Here is a 3,906-nt window from a genome sequence, read left to right on the forward strand (position 1 = left end):
AATAAGACGCCAACTACGTTGTTTTCTTGCTGTTTAATCTGCACAGATGAAGATAACTGAATACCTTCAGTACCATGATATGTATAACAATGTTACAAAAAGTAATATCATAGAATTCAGTAGGATAATTCCTAGAAAACCCCTACATACTAAAAAAAGCAAAATGCTGTTAAAATGAGCTTAAGAATAAATAGCAAACATCTAACATAACAATTCTATTTGTAAATCAGGTGAGGCTTATCCTATAGAAAGCTTTCGAACTACGCAAGCGTATCTTTTGCCTTTAGTATTTCTTTATTGTTTAAGATAACTGTCTGAGCTCCTCTGCCTTAGCATTATATCTCCACTTTCTGCAAGTTATTCCATTAAGTAGTAAAAATATTAGACTTGCCGTAAAACTAAGAAAAAAAGACCAAAGATAGAGCAGATTGAACTTACAGTAAAAATAGAACAAAAAAACTCCAACAATAAATTATACAAACTTCATCAGGTTAACTTTAACTTAAGAAAACATAAATCAAATTTTCTTGCTCAAAGACCTTGCTTTTTCTCCAACCTTACTCAAACGTACTCTAGCTTAATGCATAATTTTACCCATAAACAACCTTATCTTTGGTACTTTTATTAGTTACAAGTCATCTAGAAAACCCAGATGCTCTACGAAGCCCACCAATCAATATCAGATCCTGCTCTTGTCCTACAGCATTTAATATAGCGTATAACAAAACCATCGCATCTCCCCCAGTAATACGCTTGCATCCTCCACAAAATTCGTATTCACTTAACTGTCGATTTGCCTCCACCCTTTTTCGTTCAACTTGTTCTGCGGTGTTAGCATACTTCAACTCTATTCCAATTGGATGAGTATCATCATTTTCCGCAGATTTTGATAATACTAGGTCTATTTTCCTTCCTCTCTGTAGCTGGAACTCAATAATTACCTTGGCAGGATTATCGCAACTTTGAAATATCCCACGCAACAAAGCCTGAAATTTAGCTTCATTGTTCACGAGTAGACGGTTTCCATTTAATAACGGAGACAACAGACGAGAAATCTCATTAAATAAAACTTCATACCTAGCCCTGTACTCACATTAACATTACCATCATTACCAAAATTAGGCTCAGCACTCATCAACTGATCTGCAAGTTGATGTAAATTCCTAACATTACCCATTTGTTCTGAAAACCTTCCCTCGAAATAACCTTCACTATGAGAACGTGAGTAAGCACGTAGTGATTCGAATTTCTTTGCAGAAGCCACTTCCAGATGACCCTGGACATCTACTTCACAAAGTACTTGACGCACCTTAGCATCATCTGTGGCTTGAGGCAGTAACGACAGGTTCAATGCCTTGTCTGGTAAAGTCTGCCACTTTAAACGACGAAAAATGTGAAGCACAACAAAACCAATATTTGATAAAAATAGAGCTAAAGTTAACGCATGGCTTACAATATCTGCTGCATCTCCCCTACCACCTGTACGTTTCATTTTCTCTCCCTGAGAGTGGTTAAATAGATACTTGGTAACCCTTACCTCCCGCCCATCATTTGTTTCTAAGTCCCTCCTTGTAGATAAAACATTTCCAAAAACAAACGATGACGTACAGGAAAAAGTGTTACAATGAGGCGATTGAGTGAACTCTGATGCTATGGGTTGTAAAAAACGTTTTACATTTCCCCTAACTCCATTTCCATGAGGATGTAGTAAACCCGGTATTAAGGAAAGACCACCTTCTGAAAAGGCCTGCACAGAAGTTCGGAGACCAGCACCTCCACGTAATTGAAAATTTAACGCTACACAAACAGCACTTGGTGATGAGGTATGAATAGGCAAAGACGAAACAGAACAACTTTTAGCATAATCTTTAGCTTGCTCTAATCCTTCCTCATCACCAACCTTCAACTCAATTATAATTGGAACCGAATCATTTGTCTGATCAACACCACGAACAAGCAAAACAACATCTGCATAACCTTTTCCTATAAGTAGCTCTAGGTAGAAATCAGCCACAGCTCGGTATCTAAAATTTACTAAAAACCCACACAGAAAACCGTGGTAATCAGACTCTGCACGAAACACTAAGCTATCTTCATGTTCATCATGGATATCAATAACATATTCCAAAATTCTTTTAACATTAGTACGCACTTCTCCTGTATCATCATTTGCCAACTCACTCATCAGGTCTAACAATTCACCTTGTTCTCTGATTGGGTTAATTTCATGAAAAATTGGAGCTCCAGGTTCATCACGTTGAGGAAATCTATCTATTTCATGAATAAACCTACATTCTTCTTCTAAGAAACTTCCTTAACTAGCTCCTCTTGTTGCACTAAAGTATAGCCAAATTCTCGTGCCTTTTTGATCAAATTTTTTACAGCTCTCTCCTTATATCGTGTTTCATAGTATTCCATTCCTTTTTCTACATATTCTTGTCCGTATTTGAGCATACTATAAAATATGCATGCTATTTTTCTTGCAGTAGCTGTTATTGCTTTTGGTGCTCCTAATCGTTTTTTTAATCTCCTGTAGTATGCACCCAATGAACTTTTACTATTTCCTACAGAATTAGCAGCCATTCGAAATGCATTCGCAGCACGATTAATGACTTTACGCGTTCTTGTGCTAAACACTTTTTCTCCTGTAATTTTATTGGCAGGGCTGAGTCCTAACCACGATGAAAAGTGTTTTTCTGTTGACCATTTATTATGGTTTATACCAGTTTCTGAAATTATAGTCTGTATACTTAGTATATCAAGCCCTGGAACTTTAGTAAAATCCATACCAGTTATTCGGTGCAGTTCCTCGTGCAAAGCAAAGTCAGGCTTACTTTTTCTGTGCTTATTCTTTTCCTTACTCAACTGTTTACTTTCGTTAGATTTTGTTTCAAACGTTTTGTAATAGACCTCAATATTTCTATCACATTCTGCTATTTTTTCTTGATAAATATTATATAGTTCAAATTCTTGCTTTAGCGTGAATACATGTTCCTCTCTATAATCGCCAGCTAACGCTTTTGCTATAGTAGACTGATCATTTTTTATTCGTGCATCCCTGAATTGAGCCAATTTCCCAGAATCTCTTTCGCCTTTAATTATAGCCTTGATAATTTTCATACCAGTTACTCCTGTTATATCTCTTATAACTCTATGCAGTTGTATATTCATTTGAATTAATGCCTTCTGCATACGCAGAACATGTGTAGATGCACTTTCAGTGAGGTTCTTACGTTGTCGCACGTAACTACGCAATACACATATCTGGCTATCTGGCCTAAATGACCCTTGGAGTAATCCATAACTATGTAGTTGTTGTAACCACTGACAGTCCTGAACATCTGACTTTCTCCCAGGTACATTTTTTACATGTCGCGCATTTACCAACTTAACTTCAAAACCGTAAGATTCCAGTATTTGAAACAAAGGAATCCAATATACACCAGTTGATTCCATCGCTACGGTTGTAACTTTACACTTTTTTAACCACCTTGCTAAATTATGAAGGTCTTCAGTGAAGCAGCCAAATTTTTGAACACGTTGCTCATCTCTTCTCTCGGGTATACATACATAATGTACAGCCGAACCAACATCTATCCCTGCTGCATCAGGATTCATTACCTCTAATTTACTTTTTGTCATTGTAATTGACCTCCTATAACTTATAATGAAGAAGTATTTAAGCTTGGGACGGTTAGATTATACAATCTTCTAATCGAGGTAGTCGTAATAGACTCCATCAGTGGTTTAACCGTTCCTCCAAAACCATGCTCCCAAACGGGCACTCTAGCACCATTGAGCGTCCGGTTATAACTGCAAAAATACTTCTTAATAAATTATATTTAAAAATTGTTATAGCACTGGATAAAATAGTTTCTTTCAGGTTTAACAAGATTTTTCCTTGTT

3 protein-coding genes are annotated in these 3,906 nt (G+C 36.5%); all 3 read right to left on the reverse strand.

Going from position 1 to position 3,906, the window contains the following annotated elements:
• Positions 1-635: 635 nt before the first annotated feature.
• Complete coding sequence (locus tag OZD67_RS02465; RefSeq protein WP_259346681.1) at positions 636-1,010, reverse strand: PD-(D/E)XK nuclease domain-containing protein; 375 nt, start codon at positions 1,008-1,010, stop codon at positions 636-638.
• A gap of 17 nt (positions 1,011-1,027) precedes the next feature.
• Positions 1,028-2,197 (reverse strand): hypothetical protein, encoded by a 1,170-nt coding sequence (locus tag OZD67_RS02470; protein WP_259346682.1) that lies wholly within the window; start codon positions 2,195-2,197, stop codon positions 1,028-1,030.
• A gap of 104 nt (positions 2,198-2,301) precedes the next feature.
• Positions 2,302-3,648: an IS110 family RNA-guided transposase gene (locus OZD67_RS02475; protein WP_182184072.1), complete on the reverse strand. Its 1,347-nt coding sequence runs from the start codon at positions 3,646-3,648 to the stop codon at positions 2,302-2,304.
• Between the last annotated feature and the right edge of the window lie 258 nt (positions 3,649-3,906).

This window comes from Wolbachia endosymbiont of Drosophila nikananu (assembly GCF_028981865.1).
GTDB lineage: Bacteria > Pseudomonadota > Alphaproteobacteria > Rickettsiales > Anaplasmataceae > Wolbachia > Wolbachia pipientis_B.